The organism is Anabaena sp. CCY 0017, assembly GCF_963920885.1.
In the GTDB taxonomy this organism is placed as follows: domain Bacteria; phylum Cyanobacteriota; class Cyanobacteriia; order Cyanobacteriales; family Nostocaceae; genus Nodularia.
The window spans coordinates 76,731-101,441 of record NZ_CAWUDG010000010.1 but is presented as its reverse complement, the minus strand read 5'-3'; the positions used below and the strand labels follow the sequence as shown (position 1 = coordinate 101,441).

General features: G+C 39.6%; 26 protein-coding genes and 1 tRNA gene. 8 read left to right on the top strand and 19 right to left on the bottom strand.

Annotation, left to right across the window (positions count from 1 at the left end; translation table 11 throughout):
* Positions 1–2: 2 nt before the first annotated feature.
* From ACM0OW_RS14185 to ACM0OW_RS14150, 8 genes are all read right to left on the bottom strand, one after another.
* Positions 3–464, bottom strand: a complete 462-nt coding sequence (locus ACM0OW_RS14185) for a hypothetical protein (protein ID WP_414550749.1) — start codon at positions 462–464, stop codon at positions 3–5.
* Positions 465–531: 67 nt separating this feature from the next.
* The gene (locus ACM0OW_RS14180; RefSeq protein WP_414550748.1) at positions 532–1,038 is read right to left on the bottom strand and encodes a hypothetical protein; all 507 of its coding nucleotides are present in this window, start codon (positions 1,036–1,038) and stop codon (positions 532–534) included.
* A 65-nt stretch (positions 1,039–1,103) separates the two neighbouring features.
* Positions 1,104–1,628: a hypothetical protein gene (locus tag ACM0OW_RS14175; RefSeq protein WP_414550747.1), complete on the bottom strand. Its 525-nt coding sequence runs from the start codon at positions 1,626–1,628 to the stop codon at positions 1,104–1,106.
* Positions 1,629–1,794: 166 nt separating this feature from the next.
* Positions 1,795–1,938 carry a hypothetical protein gene (locus ACM0OW_RS14170; RefSeq protein WP_414550746.1) on the bottom strand — a complete coding sequence of 48 codons (144 nt, stop codon included), beginning with the start codon at positions 1,936–1,938 and terminating at the stop codon, positions 1,795–1,797.
* A 64-nt stretch (positions 1,939–2,002) separates the two neighbouring features.
* Entirely contained in the window at positions 2,003–2,506 is a 504-nt protein-coding gene (locus ACM0OW_RS14165) for a hypothetical protein (protein ID WP_414550745.1), read from the bottom strand.
* A gap of 167 nt (positions 2,507–2,673) precedes the next feature.
* Positions 2,674–4,854 carry a glycogen debranching N-terminal domain-containing protein gene (locus ACM0OW_RS14160; protein ID WP_414550744.1) on the bottom strand — a complete coding sequence of 727 codons (2,181 nt, stop codon included), beginning with the start codon at positions 4,852–4,854 and terminating at the stop codon, positions 2,674–2,676.
* 17 nt (positions 4,855–4,871) lie between these two features.
* A complete protein-coding gene (locus tag ACM0OW_RS14155; RefSeq protein WP_414550743.1) occupies positions 4,872–5,861 on the bottom strand; it encodes a TIGR03885 family FMN-dependent LLM class oxidoreductase in 990 nt (329 codons plus the stop codon).
* A gap of 616 nt (positions 5,862–6,477) precedes the next feature.
* Positions 6,478–7,032 (bottom strand): CAP domain-containing protein, encoded by a 555-nt coding sequence (locus tag ACM0OW_RS14150; protein ID WP_414550742.1) that lies wholly within the window; start codon positions 7,030–7,032, stop codon positions 6,478–6,480.
* A 215-nt stretch (positions 7,033–7,247) separates the two neighbouring features.
* Here ACM0OW_RS14150 and ACM0OW_RS14145 point away from each other — a divergent pair, with 215 nt between their 5' ends.
* Positions 7,248–8,276 (top strand): AI-2E family transporter, encoded by a 1,029-nt coding sequence (locus tag ACM0OW_RS14145; protein WP_414550741.1) that lies wholly within the window; start codon positions 7,248–7,250, stop codon positions 8,274–8,276.
* A 225-nt stretch (positions 8,277–8,501) separates the two neighbouring features.
* Here the strand turns inward: ACM0OW_RS14145 and ACM0OW_RS14140 are convergent, their stop codons facing one another.
* The gene (locus ACM0OW_RS14140; RefSeq protein WP_414550740.1) at positions 8,502–10,649 is read right to left on the bottom strand and encodes an RtcB family protein; all 2,148 of its coding nucleotides are present in this window, start codon (positions 10,647–10,649) and stop codon (positions 8,502–8,504) included.
* A 212-nt stretch (positions 10,650–10,861) separates the two neighbouring features.
* Here ACM0OW_RS14140 and ACM0OW_RS14135 point away from each other — a divergent pair, with 212 nt between their 5' ends.
* The 3 genes from ACM0OW_RS14135 (at position 10,862) to ACM0OW_RS14125 (ending at position 12,643) form a co-directional block, all read left to right on the top strand.
* Positions 10,862–11,779: a class I SAM-dependent methyltransferase gene (locus ACM0OW_RS14135; RefSeq protein ID WP_414550739.1), complete on the top strand. Its 918-nt coding sequence runs from the start codon at positions 10,862–10,864 to the stop codon at positions 11,777–11,779.
* Entirely contained in the window at positions 11,776–12,528 is a 753-nt protein-coding gene (locus tag ACM0OW_RS14130; RefSeq protein WP_414550738.1) for an HAD family hydrolase, read from the top strand. The genes ACM0OW_RS14135 and ACM0OW_RS14130 overlap by 4 nt, the downstream gene beginning before the upstream one ends.
* Positions 12,529–12,570: 42 nt before the next feature.
* Positions 12,571–12,643: transfer RNA gene (locus tag ACM0OW_RS14125), tRNA-Ala, on the top strand.
* A gap of 496 nt (positions 12,644–13,139) precedes the next feature.
* Here ACM0OW_RS14125 and ACM0OW_RS14120 read toward each other — a convergent pair.
* From ACM0OW_RS14120 to ACM0OW_RS14105, 4 genes are all read right to left on the bottom strand, one after another.
* Entirely contained in the window at positions 13,140–13,379 is a 240-nt protein-coding gene (locus tag ACM0OW_RS14120; protein ID WP_414550737.1) for a hypothetical protein, read from the bottom strand.
* Between the two features lie 85 nt (positions 13,380–13,464).
* Positions 13,465–13,803 carry a UPF0175 family protein gene (locus tag ACM0OW_RS14115; RefSeq protein ID WP_414550736.1) on the bottom strand — a complete coding sequence of 113 codons (339 nt, stop codon included), beginning with the start codon at positions 13,801–13,803 and terminating at the stop codon, positions 13,465–13,467.
* A 75-nt stretch (positions 13,804–13,878) separates the two neighbouring features.
* Entirely contained in the window at positions 13,879–14,481 is a 603-nt protein-coding gene (locus tag ACM0OW_RS14110; RefSeq protein WP_414550735.1) for a type II toxin-antitoxin system PemK/MazF family toxin, read from the bottom strand.
* Position 14,482: 1 nt separating this feature from the next.
* Positions 14,483–14,962: a type II toxin-antitoxin system antitoxin SocA domain-containing protein gene (locus ACM0OW_RS14105; RefSeq protein WP_414550734.1), complete on the bottom strand. Its 480-nt coding sequence runs from the start codon at positions 14,960–14,962 to the stop codon at positions 14,483–14,485.
* A 94-nt stretch (positions 14,963–15,056) separates the two neighbouring features.
* Here ACM0OW_RS14105 and ACM0OW_RS14100 point away from each other — a divergent pair, with 94 nt between their 5' ends.
* Positions 15,057–15,230 carry a hypothetical protein gene (locus tag ACM0OW_RS14100; protein ID WP_414550733.1) on the top strand — a complete coding sequence of 58 codons (174 nt, stop codon included), beginning with the start codon at positions 15,057–15,059 and terminating at the stop codon, positions 15,228–15,230.
* A 121-nt stretch (positions 15,231–15,351) separates the two neighbouring features.
* On the opposite strand, the gene ACM0OW_RS14095 is transcribed toward ACM0OW_RS14100, so the two are convergent.
* Together ACM0OW_RS14095 and ACM0OW_RS14090 are read right to left on the bottom strand one after the other, a co-directional pair.
* Entirely contained in the window at positions 15,352–16,572 is a 1,221-nt protein-coding gene (locus tag ACM0OW_RS14095) for an FAD-dependent oxidoreductase (protein ID WP_414550732.1), read from the bottom strand.
* 244 nt (positions 16,573–16,816) lie between these two features.
* The gene (locus ACM0OW_RS14090) at positions 16,817–18,352 is read right to left on the bottom strand and encodes a phytoene desaturase family protein (RefSeq protein ID WP_414550731.1); all 1,536 of its coding nucleotides are present in this window, start codon (positions 18,350–18,352) and stop codon (positions 16,817–16,819) included.
* A 103-nt stretch (positions 18,353–18,455) separates the two neighbouring features.
* Between ACM0OW_RS14090 and ACM0OW_RS14085 the strand changes: the two genes are divergently transcribed.
* Both ACM0OW_RS14085 and ACM0OW_RS14080 read left to right on the top strand, forming a co-directional pair.
* Positions 18,456–19,376: a ribonuclease D gene (locus tag ACM0OW_RS14085; protein ID WP_414550730.1), complete on the top strand. Its 921-nt coding sequence runs from the start codon at positions 18,456–18,458 to the stop codon at positions 19,374–19,376.
* A 483-nt stretch (positions 19,377–19,859) separates the two neighbouring features.
* Positions 19,860–20,702, top strand: a complete 843-nt coding sequence (locus tag ACM0OW_RS14080; RefSeq protein WP_414550729.1) for a tetratricopeptide repeat protein — start codon at positions 19,860–19,862, stop codon at positions 20,700–20,702.
* Between the two features lie 45 nt (positions 20,703–20,747).
* Here the strand turns inward: ACM0OW_RS14080 and ACM0OW_RS14075 are convergent, their stop codons facing one another.
* Complete coding sequence (locus ACM0OW_RS14075; protein WP_414550728.1) at positions 20,748–21,092, bottom strand: hypothetical protein; 345 nt, start codon at positions 21,090–21,092, stop codon at positions 20,748–20,750.
* A 303-nt stretch (positions 21,093–21,395) separates the two neighbouring features.
* On the opposite strand from ACM0OW_RS14075, the gene ACM0OW_RS14070 reads away from it, so the two are divergent.
* On the top strand, positions 21,396–22,232 hold the full coding sequence (locus ACM0OW_RS14070; protein ID WP_414550727.1) for a DMT family transporter: 837 nt from the start codon (positions 21,396–21,398) through the stop codon (positions 22,230–22,232).
* Between the two features lie 323 nt (positions 22,233–22,555).
* On the opposite strand, the gene ACM0OW_RS14065 is transcribed toward ACM0OW_RS14070, so the two are convergent.
* The 3 genes from ACM0OW_RS14065 to hpsU all read right to left on the bottom strand — a co-directional run bounded on the left by ACM0OW_RS14065 (position 22,556) and on the right by hpsU (position 24,658).
* Positions 22,556–22,780: a hypothetical protein gene (locus ACM0OW_RS14065; RefSeq protein ID WP_414550726.1), complete on the bottom strand. Its 225-nt coding sequence runs from the start codon at positions 22,778–22,780 to the stop codon at positions 22,556–22,558.
* 415 nt (positions 22,781–23,195) lie between these two features.
* Positions 23,196–23,792, bottom strand: coding sequence for a CAP domain-containing protein (locus tag ACM0OW_RS14060; protein ID WP_414550725.1), 597 nt, complete (start codon positions 23,790–23,792; stop codon positions 23,196–23,198).
* A gap of 290 nt (positions 23,793–24,082) precedes the next feature.
* Positions 24,083–24,658: a hormogonium polysaccharide biosynthesis acetyltransferase HpsU gene (gene hpsU / locus ACM0OW_RS14055; RefSeq protein ID WP_414550724.1), complete on the bottom strand. Its 576-nt coding sequence runs from the start codon at positions 24,656–24,658 to the stop codon at positions 24,083–24,085.
* Positions 24,659–24,711: the final 53 nt, after the last annotated feature.

Genomic DNA, 24,711 nt, shown 5'->3' with positions numbered 1-24,711 from the left:
AGTTAACGAGGCTCCAGAGAAAATATAATTACCTGGACAACTATGTCACCAATCAATGACAAAAGCCACATCAATTTAATGGTTTGAGGATTGTTCGGACTGCCTTTGAACACACCAGGATATTTGATAAATTGTTCTGCACCACCTCGGAACCAAATCCAATAGCTAGAAAGTATGATTAATGCCCAAATAGATACCCAGAAAGCAATGACAAATTGATTTCCGGTGCGGGGATAAAAATAATCTGTAATTTTAGAAACGCCACCAATTGTCATTCCAATGCCCATGACAATCCAAGGTATACTCATGCCCACAAAGAAACTCCGAATCAGTCTCACATAGCCTGGTCGCAGGTCTGGGTTTTTCTGGATGTCAGGTTGCGACCGTACCCAGAAGATTACCGCATTTAGTGCATTGACAGCGATCGCCACTAACCAAAAGTAATTAAAAATAGTTTCTTCCATAGAGGTATGACCTGAGTTTGCAGATATTGTTAAATACGACGGAAATATGAAATATGCAATAACGCCCTTATCTTTCTGCTGTCGGCTTGATGGGCTTGTGAGACGTACTCACCCAGAGATGAACATTCAACAATGCGATCGCCAATAGCCACAGCCAATACCCCCTCTTGGGTTGAATTGCCGAAAAATGGCAAAACCCCCCAGAATTTGCAAGAAGCGGAAACCAGTTTGTTAACCATAGACTAACCAGTGCTATACCTAACGATCCCATTGCGAATAACTTCGGCAGATATCCCCTGCTTTTAAAGGATGTGAACAACGCCGCAAAATAGAGCGGGTTCGCCAACCAGCCAAAAGCACCATACTGGATAAAAAGCACACCGATTGCGCCCAGGATCAGGATATTTAGCCCACGCATAATCTCTAACGGACCCAGAGGCTCATTCCACAAGCCTGCAATTTTAAGTTCAGGAGAAGCAAAGGTTGTACAAACTTTCTCAAACTCCACCGCAGGCTGAGTCAAACACAGTCCGAACAGAAGCACCGAAACGGTCAGCAGAAAAAATCTTTTCATTGGCTCAATTTATAAGAATATAGAACGCTCAAGTCCCACGCTCCCGATGAAGTTAGAAATCAAGTCTAGTTTTTTCTAGTGCTTATCTGCTCCTGTAATACATTAATTAATGTTTTGACTTCAATATTAAAAAATAATATTATTATGGCATAGGGATACAATAATAAGATTATCAATAAATCAAATGATAATATATCCCAAAAAATACCCGAAATTAGTAGAAATGTTGGGATTGATAAGCCGAGAAAACATATAGGCACTAATGCCTTGATCGTAGGTTTACTTTCTATATAAATAGATGTCTCATTCTGACTTGATGTTGGCTGAATAATAATCTGAGTTTCCAGTGGAAATCTACTGGATCTAGATCCGTAAACATTTTTACTAAAAGGTCCTCTGATTTTCACTAAATTGCCATTTGCTATAACTTTATACTTGCCTTGATTAAAACGAGAAGGACTATTGATTCTCATCCCTGTAGAATTCAAAGAGGCAAACAATTCCACGATTAAATCGTATGGCAAAGCTATATTTAGCTGAGATTTATGATATGGAATTACCCTTTGCAGCCACTTATAGCGTTGTAACATAGTTGATATTACTCAAACTTGCCATAGGATCTAACTGTACCAGTCAACCAGGCTCTAGAGAAGATTTAATTACCTCAAGTAATTAAACAAAGTTTCCATAAAAGCATGACCTGACCTTGCCGATATTGTTAAATACGACGGAAATATAAAATATGCAATAACGCTCTTATATTTCTGGTGTCGGCTTGATGGGCTTGTGAGACGTACTCACCCAGACATGAACATTCAGCAAAGCGATCGCCAATAGCCACAGCCAATACCCCGTCTTAAGTTTAATTGCCGAAACTGTTAGCAGAAAAAATTTTTTCATTGGCTTGATTTAAAGAATGTATAACCCTCAATTCCCATGCTCTCGATGAATTCATCAATCAGCTCTAGTAATTTATAGTTGTTATCTGCTCTTGTAATACATTCATCAAGATTCCCATTTCAATATTAAAAAATATGATTATGAGCGCATAGGGATATAATAAGAATGTCACCAATACATTTAATGATAATAAATCCCCAAAAGCACCCGAAAATACGAAAAATGTACCCATTAGATACAGAAAAGATATAGGAAATAATGCCCTGAACGTAGGTATAATTTTTATATAAATAGATGTCTCGTTCTTAATCTGCGGTGGCTGAATAAAAATTTGAGCTGCGAGTGGAAATTTCCCCTGTTTGCGAAAGGGACCTCTGATATTCACTAAATTGCCATTTGTTTTAACTCTATAGTTGCCTTGATTAAAGCGAGAGGAGCTATTGATACTCATCCCTGTAGACTCCAAAGAGGCAAACAATTCTAGGGTTAAATGATATGGCAAAGCGATGTTTCGCTGAGATTCATGATATGGAATTACCCATTGCAGCCATTTGTAGTGTTGAAACATAGTTGATATTACTCAAACTTGCCATAGGATCTAACTATTCATTATCAGTAAACCCCAAACTTTTGAAAACTAAGGTTAGTAAATCGAAAACTTTTGTAACTCAACGAAATCATCAGAATTTCCTACGTTTTTAGTCTGGCTGAAAGCGAAGATTCCATAGCAAAAGGCTACAAATCCCTAGTTGTATCAGTTCTCCAAGGTTGCCAAGTCTGCTGTTTTACCTCCACTTCACCAGATTTAACCACCGCATCCCAATGGGTAATTTCACCTTCACGCCAAAATTGCAAATCCACACGAGAATTACCAATTTCTACGTGCTGAAGTTCAATCTCCGGTAGCCATTTTGGGAGATGTGGATCAACGTAAAGCAACCCCTTCGGCGCATCGGCTTGTAAACCCAGCATTGCTTGAATTAGATGAAAAACTGACGCAGCAGCCCAGCCTTGAGGCACGTTGGCTTCAATGTAAGGAACTGGGAAAGCTCCTGGCTCCTGTTTAATTCCCGCAAAAAGTTCTGGTAAACGATAACTAGCAAAATACTTTCCAGCATCAAAAATACCATGAGCAACTTCGGCTACTTCCGTAACGAAACCATAACGCTTAAATCCCATTGCAATGATGCCATTGTCATGAGGCCATACGGAACCTAAGTGATAGGAATAAGGATTATAAGCGTGGTTTTCGGTGCTTAAGGTGCGAATACCCCAACCACTCCACATATCTGGTTGCATGAGCCGTTTAACTACACGGGCTGCACGTTCAGGGCTGGCGATACCACTCCAGAGACAATGACCTGCATTTGAAGTCAGCGATCGCACTGGTTTCTTCTGTGGATCTAGACAAAAAACATAACAGTCTAAATCTTCACTCCAGAAATGCTCTTCAAATCTTACTTGCAGTTTAGCAGCTTTCGTGCGTAGTTCTTTGGCAAAATTTCCTTCCCCCAGAACATCAAACACCTCAGCCATTCGCATCCAAGCATCAAACACATAGCCTTGTAATTCACATAATGCCTTTGGTGCTTTTACCTGAGTTCCATCGGGATAGACAACTGCATTACCTGAATCTTTCCAACCTTGATTTTCAATTCCCCCTGATGATTGCGTTTGATATTCTTGAAATCCATCACCGTCTAAATCTCCATAATTATCAATCCATTCCAGACAACGCAATGCTCTATCTCGGTTATTCTGCAACAGTGAATTATCTCCCATCCACTTCCAAGTTTCATGCAAAGTAATTAGAAATAAAGGTGTCGCATCGGCTGTACCGTAGTAAGGAGTATGGGGAACTTTGCCAAAATGCGCTAATTCACCTTGACGGACTTCATGCAGAATCTTACCCGGTTGAGCGTCGCGCCAATCATCTAATTCAGTCGCTTGTAATTGTCCCAATTTTTGCAGCGCCCCACGAGCAAAACCGGGATGAACAATCATATTTTGCAGACTAATAGTCAAGCTGTCACGGCCAAACAGCGTCACAAACTTGGGGACACCTGCGGCTGGTAGCCAAATATCAGGTTCAAAATCGTAGTCATATAATCGTAGTGAACCTAAATCCTCAATTGACTGGCGATAAAGCCGCACTACATCCTCATTACCGCAAACAATACCAGTTACTGAGTTCCGCCATTGACAATGTAACCTTTCAATTTCTGTATTAATGTGGGTGGGATCTAGCATTGCTCCACAACACAAATCCACAGCCTCGCGCACGTGCTTATTATCAATCAGATTATATTTACAGCAGGAGTGCCAAGTTTGACTCGGTTGTAGTGATATCTCAAAAATAATCCGACCGTTTGCATAGTGCGGTTGAGATGAAAAGTTACAAGGTTGGTAAATCAAACAACGGTAAAAACTATCATTTTTATAACTGGTTTCTAACTGATTTTCTGCTTCTCGCCATCTGGTTTCAATATGTCCCCGACGCACACATTTCTGTGATTCCACTTCAAAAATGTCCGCAAAGTCGGAACCGAGGGCAATTTCTAGATTAAAGTTGACAGGGTGGGGTGCATTATTTGTAATGTCTAAATCCTCATGTATTCCCTGTTCTACTGTCCGGCTAATAATTAAAGATAAATCACCTTGAGCAACTTTACCTGCTTTAGAAGTGAACTGGGGATTGATCAGATAAACCCTGGCTGCATAATATGTTGTGGTGGCGGAAGTCAGGCGAATCCAATGGCTACCATCAACGTAGCAAGCATAATGACTTAAAAATCTGGTATCGTCTGAAAAAATTCCCAGATGGCTATGAGGATTGATTTCTCCCCCCAAGTCAGTAGCCATAAAGGTACTACCATGATTAATCATCAGAATTGGTGGGCCAACAGTTACTCGCATAATTGAATATTTACTCCTTAATTAATACCTTGAATAGCTGGAATTACTTCTTTACCAAAAACTTCAATAAAATTTTCCTGTTGGCGGTTAACGTTGTGGAGATAAATTTCGTTAAAACCAAGTTCAATATCTTGTTTTAGCCAGTCAATATGTTGTTGCGGAGTGGCTGAAATTCGGACATATTTATACATATCGTCTGGTTTGACAAATTGAGCGATCGCCTCAAATTGCTTGGGACTGCGGAGGTCTGTTAATATAGAACTTGGGAAAATGTTTGTCCGCCATTGATCATAAGCTCCCTCTAAGGCTGTAGTTTCATCGCCTGCATAAGACATCTGGACTTTTAAATACATTGGTTTTCCTTCGCCACCACCCCGGCGGAATGCTGTTACCACTTCCTGCAAGCTTTCATGAGGGTGAGAAATAGTAATCAATCCATCCGCCCAACTTCCTAACCATTCCGCAGTGGCTGGAGTAATTGCTGCGCCAATAATTAAGGGTGCTATTGCTGGTCTGGTATAAAGTTTGGCTTTTTCCACATTTACCAAACCATAGTGAGTAATCGTTTCACCAGTCCACAGGGAGCGTATTATCTCAGCGCATTCTTTGAGCCGCATATTCCGCACAGCTTTCGCCGGCCAAAAATCCCCTGTAATTTGCTCATTTAAAGCCTGTCCACTGCCCAAGCCTAGCCAAAACCGTTCGGGAAACATTTCACTCAAAGTAGCCGCAGCTTGGGCAATAATCGCCGGGTGATAGCGCTGTCCGGGGGCGCAAACTACACCAAAATTCAAGGGTGTCGCCTGCATAGCCGCACCTAGCCAAGACCAAGCATAACCGCTTTCGCCCTGGCGTTGGCGTAGCCCGTCGTAGACATCGCTCCACGGATGAAAGTGATCAGAACAGGATATGCGACTAAATCCAGCTTGATGCGCTGCTTGGACGTATTTTAAAAGAGCGCTGGGCTTAAATTGCTCGTGAGAGGCGTGATAGCCAAAAAATGCCATAGATTTAATTCCAGAAATTCTGACAGTTCAATAGACAGTAAATTCAATCAATAAAAAATTGCTAATACCAATTTAATTTTATCTATCTAATCAGTTGTTTATTCCCAATAAAAAAGACGAAACAATAGCTATTAAGACTTTCTTTTGTATATATAGCAACCGCCAAGGAGGTTAGGACATTGTTGATTGCCTAAAGCATTGATTTAGGGGCTGGGTTATTAAAATTGTTATTAGTAATTGAGCCTATCTGTAAACCCGACCCTACTTGGTTTCTACGGGCTAACGCCCCGCTTCGCTAACAGCAGTTTGCTATAAATGTCCAGACTTAATAGATATAGATGTGATAAAAATTAATAGTTTAAATTTAATTTCTACTTTACTTTTTTACACTTATAGATATAGATTTATTACTATCCTCAGACAGAAGTTTTGTAGAGTTTAATTACCGAAAAAATCAGTCTATCAGTTCATACCTACACAAAAACTTAATACCTAAGAAGGGTATAAGTAAGTCGGTGCTAAGATTTCCAGCCTTTCTGATAAATTCCCCATTCCCCATTCCCCACTCCCCCGGTTACTGAGCGAAGTCGAAGTAAGTCGAAGTAACTCCCTTGTCTTAACGCCGTAAGAACAACTGAGTTATGTAAAAGGTATTGTTAACTCGCCAAACTCCTACACCCGTTTCTGTAAAAACCGGACGGAGAATATTTTCACGATGTCCGGGGCTTTCCATCCAACCGTCAACTGCTACTTTTACAGGTTGAGGAACATTCGTACTTTTGAAGAGATTTTCACCTACTACCCAGTAAATAATCCCACCTGCTCCCACTCTGTCTTGGAGTGTGCTGCCATCATTGCCGGTGTGACTAAAAAAGTTATTTTCTGCCATTTGTCGGCTGTAATTACGAGCAACTTCTGCTAGTTTTTCATTATGCTCTAAGGTTTGGAGTTCTTTTTCTTGACGCACCTCGTTAATGCGTTGTCGAACTGCAATTTCCATTTGCTTAGTGGTCGCCGATTGGGTGGGTTGTGGCGGTTGTGGCGGCTGACGTGATGGAATCTCGACTTTAGGTAAGGGCGGTAAATATTCAACCACTCGTTCACACCCAGTTAAAACAACCGTCATCGCTGCCCCTAAAACCCATAAAGTTTGGGATAATTGATTTTTCATACTTAATTTATAGTAACCGCCAAGGAGATTAGCACTTAATAAACTTAATTACGCATCTATCTTTTGATGTATTTTAGGAATAATTGTGTTTTTTAATATTGCTTTCAAGTTATTTTAAATTGTAGCGATCGCCTGGTATCCTGAGATGATACACATCATAATTGTTGGTGTTAAGAATTTATATTTATTCAATAGATATCAGAGGAAGCTAAAAAATGAAAGTTGGGCAATTGCTGGGAGTTTTTGCGCTGGTTATCTCACTGTACATTCTCTGGGAAATTCGCCAGTTATTGTTACTCCTATTTACAGCCATCGTACTAGCAACAGCCATCAACCAACTAGTGCAGAGGTTTCAACGGTCAGGTATGCAGAGAATTTGGGCTGTGTGGCTGAGTGTGCTGATTGTCATCACTATGTTAATTGGTTGTTTCGTGCTAATTGTGCCACCTTTTATCGCCCAGTTTGAGGAATTAGTGCAGTTGTTTCCCACTGGAGTAGCTCAAATTCAGCAAATGATTATTTGGTTAGAAGGTACATTCATTGGACCATACATCACGAATGTACCAGATATTAACAATTTAATTCAACAAGTTCAGCCATTAACTGAAAATCTCTTCAGACAAGCGATCGCTTTTTTCTCCACTGGATTTACTGCGGTATTAGAATTTTTACTGGTAATAGTTTTAACTTTAATGTTGTTAGTCAATCCCCAACCCTATCGTAAAGTTTTTGTACGCTGTTTCCCATCATTTTATCGCCATCGGGTAGAAGAAATTCTCACGTTGTGCGGCGCGGGTTTAGGACACTGGACCGTTGGGGCTTTGATTGAAATGCTATTTATTGGCTTTTTGAGTCTGTTAGGATTGCTAATTTTACGAGTACCCTTAGCACTCGCTCATGCTGTACTAGCAGGATTATTGAATTTTATCCCCAATATAGGCCCGACTTTAAGTGTCATTTTACCAATGACCATCGGCTTTCTGGATGCACCTTGGAAAGCGATCGCTGTTTTAATTTTATACCTGATCATTCAGAACATAGAAAGCTACTGGCTAACTCCCACAGTCATGGCCAAACAGGTATCGCTGTTACCAGCCTTTACCCTCACAGCACAACTCTTCTTTGCAGGCTTTTTCGGTGCTTTGGGATTAGTCATGGCGCTACCCTTAGCAGTAGTCGCGAAAACTTGGATAGAAGAACTCGTATTTAAAGATGTCTTAGATAAGTGGAAACAAACGAGTTAACAAAGAACCTCACCCCCAACCCCTCTCCTTAGTAAGGAGAGGAGAGATAAGGAAACCACTAAAGTTGTAATTGCGTCGGTAAATTTATTGATCCCACATCTGGTAGAAAATAATTAATTAACCCTCTCCTTAGCAAGGAGAGGGACAGGTTTTGCACAAGCAAAAGCAGGGTGAGGTTTTTCGCATTTCCTTAATCAGGAGAAGAAGAGTTGATTGTTTATTTCATCAACCTTTCACACAAACAACTTGCTTGAGTGTGGCGACAACCTCTACTAAATCCGCTTGATTTGCCATAACTGTATCAATGGATTTATAAGCGCCAGGAATTTCATCCAAAACTCCCGTATCCTTACGACATTCTACACCCTGTGTTTGGGCAATCAAATCATCAAGTGTATAGGCTTTTTTTGCCTTACTTCTAGACATTAACCGCCCCGCACCATGAGAGCAGGAACAAAAGCTATGAGCATTACCTTTACCCTTAACAATAAATGATTTTGCTCCCATTGAACCGGGGATAATGCCATAGTCTTCAGTTTGGGCGCGAACTGCACCCTTACGAGTTACATAAACATCCTCATTAAAATGCACCTCTTTTTCAGCGTAATTGTGATGACAATTGACCTGTAATAAAGGTTTAGTAGCCTTTCCTCCCGCCACATACTTCTCAACAATGTGCTTAAAACGCGCCATCATGACATCACGGTTAAAACGTGCGTAGTCTTGCGCCCACTGTAAATCATGCCAGTAGGCTTGAAATTCTGGCGTACCAGCGATGAAGTAAGATAAATCAGGATCAGGTAATTTATTCCCCGCCATTTTCGCTAACTCTTTGGCTGTACTAATATGGCATTGTGCGAGCTGATTTCCAATGTTACGTGAACCAGAATGCAACATTAGCCAAACTTGGTTTTCTGTATCGAGACAAACTTCAATAAAGTGATTACCTCCACCCAGAGAACCCATTTGTTTCATCGCTTTACTTTCCAGGTCTTGAACACCTGGATGTAAGTCAGAAAAATCCTGCCACCGTTGCCAATTAGCAGCAGATTTTTCCACATCTTTATTAGCATTAAATCCCGTAGGAATTGCTGCTTCAATATCTAAGCGAATTTTCTTGAGTTTGCCTTCGAGTTGTTCACCTGTAAATGGCATTTTTATCGCACTCATCCCGCAGTTATGAACAAATACACCAGCTTTTAAAGCAAAGTTTTGGTACTCAGGAACTGTAAGACAGTAAACATTTTCCGTGTAATTTAAGGAAATTACAGCGACAACTTTGTGATTGCATTGATGTTCTTTTCGCCGATGGTTATGCAGTCCAATGGGAGTTTTAACTTCTGCACCACAAATATCACAGGTATAGTATCTGTTAGCAATCTCCTGAGATTTGGCTCTTCCTTTTTCGCTTTGGTTATATTCAAGTAAATATTGCTTACCTCGAACACCATTACCTGCAACTGCATTTCTAAAATGTTCTGGTTGCTGCTGCATATACTGAAGAATATTTTTAGTTCCTCGTGCTGCATAATATTTGTGTCCTTCTGGAGTTTGTGCTTTTTGAACCAGAGCCGCAATTCTTTTTTCTTCAAATTCGGGAGACTGCCAGTGTTGATTAAATTCTACTAAAGAGCGATGATAAGCAGAATGATCGCAATTGCCCATGAATTCAAGATTATCTGGTCGATTATCAGATTGATTGAAGTTACGATGGTGAATGACAGTTCTTTGCCCTTCAAATTTGGGAATCTCTCCGAGTAAACCAGACCTAGCAAGAATCCAATGTGCTTTTTGCCATCTGCTAGAGTATGGTTGAGAAATTAAGGTATAGCCATCTTTATCAGTCTTAGAATAGAAGGGCATTAAAGAAGTCCCGGTTGAAAGCAACTGAGCTTCTTGATAAGAGCCATCCCGAAGCATAAATTGGTGGTCGGGGGTACAAATAATTTCTTCGCCATTATCCAAAACCACTTTCACGAGAGAAGCATTTCGTCTCGTCAATTTAGCAGTTGCTGAAGCTACAACGATTTTGCCTGTTGGCGTACAAGCATACACCAGAAAAGCTTTTTCCCAATTTGTTAGCTCTTTGAGGCTATAGGAATGACCATCGACTAGAGGAATTAGAGTATCTCCCACAAAGCAACCAATATCCACGCCCACAGCCGCCGGAATTATTGCTTCTTTGGTGGCGATTACAGAACCAACTAAAGCACCTTTTCCTAAGTGAACATCTGGCATCAAAGCTACGTGTTTAAATACAAATGGTAGGGATGCCACATTTTTCGCCATCTTGGTTTCATCAGATCCTAAAGGATGATTTGCCCAAGATAAAACAGGGGATGGTGTAGTAATTTCTAATTGTTCGTAGGGCATAATTTTATTTAATTTGATATATCGCTGGGTTCAGATACCCGACTTCTTAAAGAAGTCGGGTATCTATACTTTGAACTCGTGTATTATTAGTGTAATACCGTGTAATTCAAATGTCAACGCGATCGCCTAAAAAACAAAAGCAGCTCGTCCTGGCTAGAATTCGTTAAAATTTGTGAAGCAGTAAACTAACTGATTAAATCTGGTAAAATCCTATGGCTACCCGTCAAAATACCTTATGGGAAAAGTTTCTCTCCCCTGTAGTGCGGGCGTTCATTGATGAAGAGGCTTTGCAGCGTTACTCTGATAGTATTGATTGGCAGCAAGAAAGCGATCGCCTACGACAAACCAATGTCATAATGCCCTTATACTACAGCCAGCACAACTTTCATGGCATTGACGGCGGATATCTTAATTCTAGTGCAGCAGTTACCTACGACCCCATTACCCAATACGTTTTACCACCCAACGAAACTGTAGTACGTCAAGCTTTAATTGATGCCATCAAAGTCAAACCACGACGCATACTTGATTTAGGCTGTGGTACAGGTTCCACAACTTTGAAGTTAAAACAGGCTTTTCCCCAAGCCCAAGTTATCGGTTTAGATTTATCTCCTTATATGCTGGTGAGGGCAGAAGATAAAGCCAGAAATGCGGGTTTAGATATACACTGGCAACATGGGAATGCTGAAACCACCAATTTTCCAGAGGCGCATTTTGACTTAGTAACAGCGTCTTTATTATTTCATGAAACACCCAGTGTAGTATGTCAAGCCATACTGCGGGAAAGCTTCCGGTTATTGGTGACTGGTGGGCAAGTTTTAATTCTCGATGGTAATCAGAATACTCTACGTCAGTTACATTGGCTGAATGATATTTTTGAAGAGCCATATATCCGGGAATATGCGGAAGATAGCTTAGACGCACGCATAGGCGCTGCTGGGTTTGAAGCGGTGCGAACTCAGGATGTCTGGTGGATAAATCAGGTAACAAGCGGGATTAAACCGATTCCTGTCACAGATGCAAAGATGCAAAATCAAGCCCGTGAGTACATACCCACACCAAGAGATACCACAATAGATAATAATGATTTAGAGGATTTTGGATCTCCAGTGTTTGGCTTGACAACATGAGTTTAAAGGCAGTTTTATTTGATTTTAACGGTGTGATTATTAACGATGAGCGCATCCATTTACAACTGATAGACGAGATTTTGATTTCGGAAAATCTGCAACCCCAAAAGGTGAGTGAGCGTCAAGCTTCTCTGGGAACAAGCGATCGCACTTGTTTACAAGAGTTGCTCAAAAGTCGTGGTAGGGTGGATAATGAAGAATATCTAACTAAACTGCTGCACCGGAAAGCTCAAGCTTATGTGCAGGAACTCGATAAAATTGAAAAACTGCCATTGTATCCAGGTGTAGAAGATTTAATATATCAGGTGAGATCGCGCAAAATTACCCCAGATAATCCCCAAAGTGTGAAACTCGGCTTAGTTAGTGGTGCAATTCGTTCAGAAATTGAAATAGTACTACAACGCGCCAAACTGACTGAATATTTTCCCGTCATTGTCGCCGGGGATGACATTACCACCAGTAAACCGGAACCAGATGGTTATTTGCTGGCTGTAGAACGTCTCAACCAAACATATCCTGATTTAAATCTCAAACCCCAGGAATGTCTAGCCATTGAAGATACTCCCGCCGGGATTGCAGCAGCCAAACAAGCCCAAATGCAGGTGGTTGGTGTGGCTAATACCTACCCCTTTCATATGCTTCAGCGCTGCTGTAACTGGACTATAGATTATCTGATTGATTTAGAGTTAGAACGAGTCCAGGAAGTTTTTTCAGAAAAAGATGTGAAACTTACAGCCCCAGAGTGTTAATATATGATATGTCTGTCAGAGTTCGTAACTCTGCATTCATCCGGGGAATTAGCTCAGTTGGTAGAGTGCTGCGATCGCACCGCAGAGGTCAGGGGTTCGAGTCTCCTATTCTCCATTTATTTTCATAGCTGGAAAACATGAATTAACCGCGTGTTTAACTCTTCTAATTGCTTAATTCCTAAATTACCAATCCGGCGGGTCATCAAACTGCCATCTATGGTGACAATGCGGGATACAATCACCTTAGAACTAAGTTTTACAGCGATTTTCAGCTAAATGAACTACATTTTTATATCTCACGCAAAGGCGCATCAGCGAAGCGAAGCACGAAGTGCGTTAGGCGCAAAGGAAGAAAGAAATACAGATATCAGCGTGTGGTCTAAATACATGAAAACTGCTGTAAACCTGTGTTAGCAAATTCCGGATCTGAATCACTAATTAAAAATTCTTCCGGCTGTAAGTTGATTAAATTTTGAGAACAAATAAAACAAATTATAATATATTACTACCCCTAGAACTAACCCAGAGAACAACAGCAGGGCGTAACTTCGTTTCACTAAAATCAGTAAATGGGAAAGGTGCTAGTATCACATCTCCTTTTTTCATAGACATTAAACAGGTTCTCCGTCTTTCCAGGTATAAATATCTGGTTCATTTGCCAAAAAATCAAAACAGCCTCCAGTTTCAGCAAGTTTGATTAATTCTTGATTTGAGGGTTCAGAACCTTCAAACAATAGCTCTCGTGCTAAAATTTGGCGTTCCTCTGGAGAAAGAGCGCGAATAACTTGGATAAGAGTATTTATCAATTTTATATTCACAGTTTGGGTTGCAATTGTTTCCCTTTCATTCATCCTCATAGCTCCTGAGTTTGACAAATAGCTGATTATTACATAATAGCTTTTTCCTTGTTGATTATGCACTAACTCAGCACGTAAGCTAGGAAAGGGAAATTAGCTCATAGGGAATTTCTAAATAATAATCTTCTGCAACACAAATTTCTGGCAACTCTTCAACAGCAGCAGATAAAGTCTTTATTGGTTCCTCTTCCCCTACAACTCTTTGAACTTCATTGAAAGCAAGCTGAGATTGTCTTAAAAATGTTTCAGTTTCCCCCAGTGAGGACATTTTTAATAACTGTTGTATTTGTCCAGCAGTCATGATTCTATTTCTATAAGCCTCTATTGCTAAAGCTTCTAAGATTTTTTGCGGTAAGTCTTGCCAGTTTTTTTGTAGTTGATTGCCAATATCTTCGGGAATTTCGATAGTAATTTCCATATTTTTATCCTTTTTTCACCAGAAAATTTGACAATCTTGAGAAATAGACATATTACCCATGCTATGTCCTATTTATTATGATCCTAAATTATTAATTAATTCTTCTATTGCTAAATTTTTTGTATCTTCAAGTAGATAATCAAAGACTTTTTTTAAAAGTTCTGGAGAAGCATTTTGAATAAACCAGTCTTCACTAGGATTCTCTTGAATATTTAAAAAATACTTTAACCGTTCTTCTATAGCTTCTCTATCTGGTTTATCTAATTGTCCAATTCGATTTAACCAATGTTCTGATGAGTCTTTGAAGCAATTAGCATCAACAGTACATATTTGATGAACTAGGGCATAGGAATTTTTATCAAGACCATTTCTACTTGTAGAGTTAATTGGATATGTGGTTGGTAAACCATTAAATGTTGTTTGTGAAGTCAGAGGAATAACGGAAAAAGTGGCTATATATCCAGATTCATCTTGAAATTGATCACTTGTCCAGATTATGTAAGGATGTGTCCCTCGAAAAACTCTACTTGAATTAATATTTTCATTACAAGTTTGACATCCTACTTCACCTGGCTCATCTAAATTATAAATATGAACATGACCCAGTTTGCAACGAAGAGATACCCTGTAGGGATTTATGGAATATATCCAACCCTGTCTAGGTCTTTGTCCAGCCACTTTACAACCCTAATTCACTAACTAATTTTTCTCTTTCTGCCTGTAAATTAAGTTTGACTTTTTCTTCTGGGCGATGGTTATTTTTTGCTTCTAGCATTGGAGCAGTGTTATATACATACTCTAGTAACTGATTCAGTTTATCTGAACCAGCCCACTCTCTGCGAATATTATCCAGCACAAACTTAATACTGAGAGGTATGTCTAAATCATGTGCCTGAGCAGCTTGATTCACAGGTTTAATATATGTTGCATTATACTGAGATTCTTGAATAATCTCTTTACCATTCATTTGATTTAAAGCAGCATCTATACCCTCATTCCAAGGGCCAAATTGATAATAACACCAATCTAGATCAGTTAATTGCTTTCCTGTCCACTTAATGGAGTAAAGATCAGCTAGATACAAAAACTTAATAAGCTGTGTTTTTGTAATATACCCTTTTGTCGCGTAGACAAAATATTTTATGAGTTTATCCAACATAACCCTTCTCTCCTGTTTACCATAAGATGCTCTAATTAATTTACTGCATAAACATAAATATAAATAATCATTCTTTGCAAAACCCTTAATAGATTTGTCACAAGTTTATGGTGGTGTGTTGCACATAAAGCTGTCTGATTCTGTGAATGAGTTTTTATTCGATAAGAGAAACTGCAAAGCCCCAACTATTGCAGATACTCCAGGAAAACCATTAGCTCTTGATCACACCAACGATAGCACAGAAAATGAACAGCCGCAGGTTGACTAACTAGGTATAAGCAGTTTCCTCCTACTGCACATCTAGCCTTTTTTAAACCCTTAGTGCCATCATAGAGCGCTAGGGGTTTTTTGTTGGAAGTCCATTAGCGTAGAAAAAATAAATCACATGACTACAAATTATGAATTAATTCTGCAACTCGCATTGCAGATGTGATAGCTCCTTCATGCAATCCATCACCCAGATAAGCTCCCGCATGGTAGGTATTGTTTTCGCCGTTAGTGATGATAATTTCGTTTCTGTATTTGAAAGAATCTACTGTGTACAGGGGTGTGTGGTGTTCCTGTATATGCAGAATTTTATCTGGAGCGATAATACTATCCAGGTTAAAAGCCAAGCTGTATTCAGGAGGTGATGATATTCCGCAAAGCTGGTTGAGGTAAGCATTATATCCCCATCCTTGTTCTGTTTGGAAAAAACCAAATTCTGCACCTTGTTTGATGCCATATTTAGTATACATAGAAGTGTCTGTATGTATAACTGTTTTAGCTTGGTTTTTTTGCCATACTGAAAACCTTTTAACTTCTTCATTCGTGGGGTCAGATAATAATTTCATTACTTGGTCAGGTGGTGTCGCTAAAACCACTTTGTCGAAACAATGCGTCACACCATCCGATAATTTGATTTGAACAGCATCATTTTGTCTGATAATTCCGGCAATTTTTACATTAAGCCAAATATTACCCTGAAAGCGGGCTAAAATCTTTTCTATATAGGAATATACTCCGCCTTTTATCCTCACCCATTTGACAAATATATAGTCTCTTAGCGTCGGAACTGCCAATTCTAAGGGGAAATTATCAATTAACTCAAACGGTATAGTATAGCTATACATCAACAAGAGTTTTAGCCAATCATTTCGGATACATTGGCGGGTAAAATATTGACCAATTGGCTGATTTACCAAATTTTCTTTGTGGATAAACTGCGTTTTTATCGATAAGTTAGCAGCACCTGCATAAAGAGTATTGAGTTTAAAAAGTTCAATTAAACGCGGTATTCCTGTAAAATTCTTGTGGATCATCAAAGCTGACAGCAAATGACGACCATCTTGGCAAAACAAGGCGGAACTAATATCAACTGCTTCTAACTCTACTTCTAGCTCGTGCATTAATTTGATAAAATTATGAAATGCACGAGGAAATTCTAATACACCACATTCTAAAATCTGATCACAATTTGATTGATTGGGTTTAACGTTTTGATTTAATGTCCGAATATGTCCGCCTAAAATCGGTTCTTTCTCTAAAACTGTGACTTCATGACCATCTTTATTTAGCAGGTATGCTGCCACCATACCACTAGCTCCGCCCCCAATAATGGCTATTTTCATATCTCATTACCAAACTAATGGATAATCAAGAGAGGCTCAGATCCTCGACTTCTAACAGCAGTCGTGGATCTATTTTATGTGCGCTATAAAGTAATACGGTTCAGTTAAAAAAATTGTAGGTTGGGTAGAACGAAGTGAAACCCAACAAAGTCATTCATGTAAATGTTGGGTTTCGTTCCTCAACCCAACCTACGTAGACTACCAGCAGTCACAAATCTATTTTGTGTGCGCTATAATCTGACTATTAGCCTTTTGGTAAAATTGCATCTCCTGATAATTTTTGATATAAACTTGCTCCAGTCCAAAATGTCGGTGCAAACCCTGGATAACCAGATGAAGCATTACAAAAGTAGCAGTTTTTTAAAGATGTCTTGTAATTGAGTCTACCAATACCCATATTGCGAGGTGTGAGATTGGAACCATAGGAATTTCCTTTGGGACACCAACAATATCTTTCATTGGTTGTGGGACTCCCTGTAATTTTAAAGACAATATGGTTTCTGATATTGGGAATATAGTCTTTTTCCACGACATCTAAAATAGCATCTAAAATTTCGGATTTTTTCTGTCTATAAGCCTTAGCATCGGTATCTTGAAGTTGTTTAAAATAATCATAATTAGCAACTGTCAAGAACTCGATAATTTGGCATCCTTCTGGACAGTCTGGCTGCGCTGTCATTAAAGAGGGTGTTGTAATTGCAAAACTAGGATGAGAAAAATCATTATTTTCATACATTTGATAGAATGCTGCATTTAAATCTTCATGACTAGTATGAAAAACATTCCATTTCCCAAATCCATAGTCTCGCAAATCAATATCTTTAACCACGCAGTAAGCCATGAAATTTGAAGGAGAATATTCATAATTAAGCTTCTGGCGGACTTTTCTCGAAAAGTTTTCTACTCCAATCATCTGAGCAGCTTTTTGAGGATCTATATTGCAGATAATATTTTCGCCAGTGAATTCACGGCTTTGATGGGTGATTCTATCAACTGCCTGAACTTTAGTGATAGTTTTATTAATGACTTCAAAATCAGTTACTTCCTGATTCAGCAGAATTTCACCGCCATTATCTTCAATTACCTTGACTAATGAATTGATGACATGATCAAAATGCTGTTCGGGATAGAATGCACCTTGTTGATATCCTGTAAATAAAATCACCCAAGCGTAAAAAGAAACTTGATTTGGAGGTAATAAAAAATCAGGCCATTGCAATGCTAAAAGGGTTTGTGCTGCTTGAGGTAATTTGAATTTGTCGAACACATCTTGCAGCGTACTGTTTAAATACATGACAGCACTGGATACTTCACCCAGATGTGCAAATATTTCTCCAGGAATAATTGGTGGTGATAATTTCTTAATTCCTTGACTGGTTTTTTGGACTTCCCAAACAAATTTACCTATCTGTTTGGCATCTTGGGGAAATAGTTCAGATAGTCGCCGAATTAACTCTGCGGGTTCGGAAGGAATATTTAATGCGTAACCCGGCATTCTCATGTGATCAAAACCGTTAGGATCATATCGAGTAAAGGTGACATCTTGATCCAAGTTCAGTTTTTTCAGAACACGATTGACTGTATGTCCTTCGCCACAATCCCAAACATAATGTAATTGAGCATTGAATTTATACTTTTTTGCCATCGTGAAGGTGTGGCCAAATCCCCCCGGATGTTCATGAGCCTCTAAGACTTGAACTTTTCGACCAGATTTTGCCATCAGTGAGCCAAATACCAATGCTGACAAGCCACTACCTAAGATGAGATAATCTGTTTTCATGCGTATATCAACCGCTAAATGTATCAGCGTGGATATGCAAAATGTGAATTTGAGAAAACTGTAATTAACTTTATCTTACTCAACGATCAGGAAATATTTACTCATGCCATACCTAAATTCTGCTAGTAATATTCGTGCCAAAGTTGCTGAATATACCAATGCTAAAACTTTGTGGATTGATACAGAAGTGGCTGACTATAAATCTCGTAATCCTAGACTGTCACTGATTCAGGTATTGGATGATCCTACAGATATGAGTGGCGATCGCGTTTATCTTTTAGATGTGCTGAATCAGCCTGATCTGGTTGCTGACTTTATTGAGCAAATTATGATCAATCCTGATATTGAGAAGGTATTTCACAATGCTAGTTATGATGTCAAGTTTCTGGGCAGTAAGAAAGCCAAAAATATCACCTGCACTTTAGAAATAGCTCAAAAAATACCCTACTATATTTTACCATTGCCTAACTACCAACTTAAAACTTTAGCTACAGCCCTGTGTAGATTTAATTATATCGACAAACAAGAACAAACAAGTGATTGGGGCAGGCGACCTTTAACTGAAGGGCAGATTGAATATGCTTATTTAGACTGTATTTATCTGGCTCAGGTACATTTACAACTATTAGAATTACAAGTAGCAAGTAACCCAGATCCCAAAACAGAAGATTTAACAGCACTCGATTCTAGATACACAGAATTGTCAGAACATTGGCAGTTGTTAAAGTCTGAATTTGAGCATCTGCAAGAACGCTTAAAAAAAGCGATGCAAGCTCAAAATATTATGGAAACTTCTGTCTGTAAATTAAGTAGTTATGAACGTAAATCTGTAAAAGTGCCATTTACGGAATTAGTCAGACTGGTACAAAATCAAGATGTGAGTTTAGATTTTCCCATTACACTGACTCAGAAGATTCAAAAAGATTTAGGTGAAAATTTGCAGCAATTATCTGTGGATATTGACACAACTACATCTTGGCGACTGTCTACCAAAAATCAAGAACAAAATGAATCCCAAGAATAATGAATCCCAAGAATAAGGCTGCTAAGTAAATATTGTTCATCAAATTTAATATTAATTAAAACTTTGATGTACAAATCCAATTCTGCATAAAGTATAAGGAAAAACATAAAAATATTAGCTAGTTGTCTAAAATATAATTCACTTAGCAAATAGATTATTTATTCCGGATAATTATACTTATGTTTCATCCCTAGTTCAGTGTTTTAATTTTTATTTAAGAAGAAGACGAACCACATAAAGCCTTCGGCATAGCTAGAGCCTCCGGCACGCTAACGCGAACGCTTACCGCGCAGCGTATGCCCCCAGGGCTTTAGGGCGCAAAGTACACAAAGAAACAAGAAAAGAAGGGAAGAAAGGAAATAAGGGCAGACTGTTGGGCGCGGTTTGATTGAGAAAATAGAACGAGAATTAATTTTGTATTAATGGATTAACTAAGTTTAGTGCTAATTGTAATCCAGGTGTAATGACGATTTAAGGTAACTTATGAAGCGGCTATTTGAGCAAGAACAGGTGAAGGTTAAGAAAATATTGACTATAGCTGTGGTTACTGCGTTGAGTGCAATTACCAGTATTTCTTGTAGTCAGAATAAAGATGTATTGGTAACGGAAATTGGCATTAGTCCTCCTAATAGTCGGATCGCTCAAACATCCGCAGCAGGTAATCTCTATGTTCAAGGGAAGAATCAACACCTCAGAGGCGATTTGCAAGGGGCGATCGCTACTTATACTAAAGTCATTGAGATGGATTCAAATTTTGCCCCAGCCTATAAAAGCCGGGGACTAGCTTACTTTGATGCGGGGGATAAGCAAAGAGCGATCGCTGATTACAATCAAGCTCTTAATCTTTCTCCTGATGATGCCGAAGCCTACAATAGTCGCGGAAATGCTCTGGCTTCTCTCGGAGATAATCAACGGGCGATCGCTGACTATGACGAAGCTATTCGCCTCTCGCCCCGCTATGCTGAAGCCTACAATAATCGGGGAAATGCTCGCGCCGCCCTGGGAGACAATAACGAGGCGATAAATGACTTTAACCAAGCCATTAGCCTCGATTCTCGCTCTGCCATTGCTTACAATAATCGCGGAAATGCCCGTGCTGCTCAAGGAGATCGACAGGGTGCGATCGCCGATTACAATCAAGCCATTCGCCTCAATTCCACTTTTGGCCCCGCCTACAATAATCGGGGAAATGCCCGTGCTGCTGAGGGCGATCGACAGGGTGCGCTCCAGGACTTGCAAAAAGCCGCAGGTGTTTTTCAAGCACAAAATAACAATGACTTATATCAACAAGTCATGAACAATATTAGAGAGTTGGGGCAACAGTAGCACATAATTTTCGATTGTGAATTGTTTACGTCCCCCCACTCCCATCTATTTACCTAATAAAGATTCAAATTCAGCTTGTAATGATGTGATGTTTGCCAGTCTAGCCACAAGTATATTCTCATTACCAGCATCAATCAAGCGGATTTTCCAATAACGAATACTCTCGGCATTATTTAACCAAAACTGCACGACAGTATCTATTACTTGTTCAGTATTCCAACCCAATTTAACTGGTAAGGGTTCCACAGTTTCTAACAAGGCATCCAAGGTACATCTATGGGTACTTAGATATTCTACGCCTCCTCTGTTTGGTTGGTTTGTGGTCTGTTGCTGCTGACTAAAAAATTGCCAAGCAGGAGATACACCTACAATGTCAAAAGTATATTTCATCCCATTCCTCCCAATGATTGATTCGTTGTGTGGAAAATTTTTATTCTGCTGTTAAATTGTTGTGAAAAAACCTCTAAAGCTATCTAGAAAAACTATTTTTTTGCCGATAACGTGGCAATATTCTTTTTGGGAAAATTAGCACTCTCATCCAGCGAGTGCTATAATTAATTTAGCTATTTACTGTATTATTAAATATTTTCGAGCATTATTTAAGGGGGAAATTATATTTTTAATAATTTCTTAATAAATGGCAGAGGTGAATTAGCCGCTTTAGCTGCTGCTGGTTTGTGGGCGATCGCTTCGGTGGTATATGGCATTGTGGGGCAGCATATTCCGCCGCTACGACTGAATTTACTCAAAGGAATAGTGGCGATCGCCTTGCTAATTTTGACCATCTTACTCACTGGGGAATCCTTGCCCACCTCTGCCCCCACTCCCATTCTTCTGTTGTGCTTGAGTGGAGTTATAGGTATTAGCTGGGGTGATACGGCTTTTTTAGCGGCAATTAATTACTTGGGCGCACGCCGTGTTTTACTGCTGAGTACCCTTGCACCTCCCATGACTGCGATCGCGGCCATGATTTGGCTGCAAGAAAGTTTAAATCTCACGGCTTGGGGTGGAATTTTCATCACTATTTTGGGAGTGGCTTGGGTAGTCACAGAAAGAGTTCCCGGTAGCAGCGATGATTCTCCCGCGCACCTATGGCGAGGTATCGGCTGGGGCTTATTAGCGGCGATCGCCAACGCCATTGGAACAGTTATCTCTCGCGTCGCCTTCACCACTGGTAATATTACACCTGTCTGGGCTGCTTTATTGCGCTTAGGTGCAGCCGAATTGATTCTTTTAGGGTGGATGTGTTTACCCAACCGTCAGGCGCAAGCCATATCCTTTCCCTACAGACAAACGAAGCGAATCATTTTTGCTGCTTGCTTTGCGGCTTTTTGTGGGACTTACTTGGGCATTTGGCTACAACAAACAGCGATTAAATTTACTGCTGCGGGAATTGCCTCCACCTTGTTACAGACTAGCCCCATATTTGTGATTCCGATTGCCATCTGCATAGGTGAAAAAGTGAGTTGGCGCGCGATCGCTGGGGTAATCATTGCCCTCATCGGCATTGGATTGTTATTTTTTTCGTGAATACTCTCTCTTTATGGCAATTTGGCAGACAAAATTAATCTGTTGCAGCTTTAATTAAGATATCAGTTGGGTCACTGAGACAAACAGCTTCGTTATCCGAGGGATAGATTACCTCTAGTCTCAGAAATCCCAGACAATTGCCAGTTGCTGATCCTCGCGCTGTACAACGCCGATACATGGTTGATAAAGGTAGTTACAGCACGAGATCGCCGCTTCACTGCAACTGGCTAGAAATCAAACCAAAAACACATAGTACTTCCAGATTAAACCAGGCACTTAAATCAACTGGGTTTATACTCAGCCCTCAGCACTCAGCACTTTATTTATGAATTAGATGATTTCTCAGACTTCTGTTTTTTGATTAATTCCATATAGATATTAACCTCACTAACTTCTAAATCATGCTCAATTCTGGTGACTCGCCAATTTTCCTTATTTAAGTAAACTTCCTCTCCTATTCTGGGAGTAAATTGTAGGTCATAGAATTTTTTCAGATAATCTTTTTGCTTTTCTTCCCATAATATTACTTTGGCTATTTCTTGGCTCATTGCTGCTCCTGTTTTGTTACTCAATTAATATCAGTATTTCGATGCCATGCATAATGGCAATTTTATCTTACTAATTCCATGTCATAGCGTAGTTAAAACCACATTTTTCCAATTGATATTTTGGTAACACTATCAAGCTATTTATTTAGAGGCTTTGACAAGTATTATTGCTAACATCTAAGAGGGTGTTTGAAAAGTGTCCGGCTGTGATTTTAGGCACTTAATGATCCCCCCTTTCCCCCCTTTTCAAGGGGGGAATTAGAATCAAAGTCCCCCTTAAAAAGGGGGATTTAGGGGGATCTAGAATGTTTTGCTACCGACAATAAGACTTTTAAAACATCCTCTAAGCCTCAGAAACCTAACCCCCCTTTCTTAGAAGGAGGGTGATTTGAAAGCCTCTCTCCCTAGAGTTGATTTAACGTTTGCCATACATCATTGTCCAGTAAAGCAAACCATCACCACCCCGAACAGCGCTCACACCACCCTCGTTATAATTTGAGTTCATAATATTAGCGCAATGACCTGGACTTTTGAGCCATGCTTGAACTACTTCACTTGGAGATTTTTGACCAGCAGCCACATTCTCAGCAATAGCTCTCCATTGATACCCCGCTTGCGTTGCACGTTGTCCCAAAGAACTACCATTAGAACCCGTGTGACTCATTTTCTTTCTGGCGGCCATGTCTGAACTATGTACTTGTGCTGCATTATTGAGGCTACTATTTGTAGACACTTGACTTGCGGCATTAAATCTCTTGTTTCCACACACACGTCCCTGAGACCTAGCTTGATTCACTAATTGAATTACTTGATTTGAGACAGAATTTTGAGTTTGTTGTGCTTGTGCGACAGAAGCACTTTGCTGCGAAACAGTATCACTCAATTCGGGTAATAAAAAAGAAGCAGTTAAAGACGAACACACTACTAGTCCAATAAGAGATAGTTTCTTGTTTTTTCCTGTAAATAATTTTGTCGTTAAAAATGGAGCTATGAAATTTTTAACAATAGACATGATTGGTTTTCCTGAGAAATTAACTTGCTTTGAAATAGATGTAATAGAAAGTTAGATAAATTCAAACAAAACATACTTATGCATTTATCGGTAGACTTGGGCTTGTCTATAATCTGCATTTTGGATTTGTCTGGTATGTCAAAATTAACACATAAATCCTCACATCTTGAATAATGCTTTAGTTATTGAGGAATTTTTGTGATAAATTTCAAAGTTATGGCAAAAAAGTCCGTTGTCAGACGTGAGCAGCGTATATAACCCTTTGTATTCAAGGATTTGAGCTATAAAGTCTATACATTTTCAATTTTCACCTGTCTGGGATATTGAGGACGACAAGGACTTCCCCAACAAACCTGAGCAGGTGGCATATCAGTAAATACACTACTACGAGCGCCAATGACGGCATTAGAACCAACTTCGACTCCTGTCCCCACAAAACAATCTGCTGCTACCCAGACTCCATTGCCAATGGTAATGTTTCCTGTTTTCAAACCAAAGGCAGGATCTTGAATATCGTGGCTACCAGTACATAAATAAGTTTTCTGTGAAATTACGCAGTGTTCACCGATAGAAATCTCATCTAGACTGTATAAAACTACATCGTCACCAATCCAACTATAGTCACCAATGGTAACTTTCCAAGGGTAAGTAAAACGGGCTGTTGGTCGAATTAAGACATTTTTACCAATTTTAGCGCCAAAAAGTCGCAGAATAAAACAGCGCCAACCACTGGCAAAATGAGGAGTTAGAGGAAAGGCGATCGCCTGCACAAACCACCATACTAAAATATACCAACCAGGTCGCCCCCGATCAAACCAGGATTGATCATACTTACGTAAATCTACAAAAGATTCGTTATTAGTCATTTGTCATTAGTTATTAGTGAAATCTCCCCTCTCCTTACTTAGGCTACGGTGTA